Annotated in this window: 3 protein-coding genes; all 3 read left to right on the top strand. The window is 66.0% G+C overall.

Annotated features, from left to right (window positions below; all coding sequences use genetic code 11):
• Positions 1–254 (top strand): hypothetical protein (locus I5E_RS26050; protein WP_222836482.1); only part of this gene is annotated, 254 nt, incomplete at its 5' end.
• Entirely contained in the window at positions 254–409 is a 156-nt protein-coding gene (locus I5E_RS25690) for a hypothetical protein (RefSeq protein WP_187290531.1), read from the top strand. The genes I5E_RS26050 and I5E_RS25690, both read left to right, overlap by 1 nt.
• Positions 357–557: a hypothetical protein gene (locus I5E_RS16595; protein ID WP_148287016.1), complete on the top strand. Its 201-nt coding sequence runs from the start codon at positions 357–359 to the stop codon at positions 555–557. The genes I5E_RS25690 and I5E_RS16595 overlap by 53 nt, the downstream gene beginning before the upstream one ends.
• Positions 558–720 lie beyond the last annotated feature (163 nt).

Raw genomic sequence — 720 nt, 5'->3', positions numbered from 1 at the left:
GGCACCCTCCCGAGTCGGGCGTCGAACATCGTTGGAGGCAACAGCCGTGCAGCAGGGACTGCGGCACGACTTGCGGCTACGCGACGGCCGCAAGCGTGATCTATGACGCCGTTTATCCGGGACCAGAATGGTCGCCGGTTAGCTTCGACGAGGCCGAGCGGCTGGAGACGGTCCACTATCGGCAAGCCGTCGAAGCGGCGCTGTTGGCCCGGCCGGTGCTGACAGATCGCGCCGAGCAGTTGAGGTTGATCTGATGCGACCCGTCGACCCGGCGGGCGGTGAGCCGCGCGAGATCACCCTGTTCGAGCAGTGGATGGGCATGACGCCCGATGAATGGGAAGCGCTCGGCGCGCCTGATGAAGAGCGAGATCGTGGTCCGCTGCCGGCTCTGCACGAACAACGATCGTGATGCGCTCGTCGAAGAGATGGCGGCCGGCGCTTGGGAAGCGGCCGGCTACGGCGATCGATGGGAGGATGCTCCCGCCACGTGGCACACGGCCTTTCGCCACCACGCTGATCTGATGCTTCGGGTGCTTGAGCGCGATCATGACCACTGAGACGCTCAGCCAGAAGCAGATCGCTTTTGAGGTCCGGTTCGCGCTCGGTCAGGCGGGGGCGACGCACTTCATCAACGCACACGCGAAGAGCCCGGAAGCCCGCCTGCGCGCGCTTGAGGCGCTAACGGCGATCGTTGCAGCCCGGTTCGAGGTGCTGACGGTG

This window comes from Curtobacterium sp. B18 (genome assembly GCF_000333375.1).
Classification (GTDB): domain Bacteria; phylum Actinomycetota; class Actinomycetes; order Actinomycetales; family Microbacteriaceae; genus Curtobacterium.
This window is presented reverse-complemented; position numbering and strand designations above follow the sequence as displayed.

What these genes read in the sequence shown, in the direction of transcription:
- I5E_RS25690 (WP_187290531.1), top strand. Translation starts at nt 254, where the DNA reads ATGCGACCCGTCGACCCGGCGGGCGGTGAGCCGCGCGAGATCACCCTG.
- I5E_RS16595 (WP_148287016.1), top strand. Translation starts at nt 357, where the DNA reads ATGAAGAGCGAGATCGTGGTCCGCTGCCGGCTCTGCACGAACAACGAT.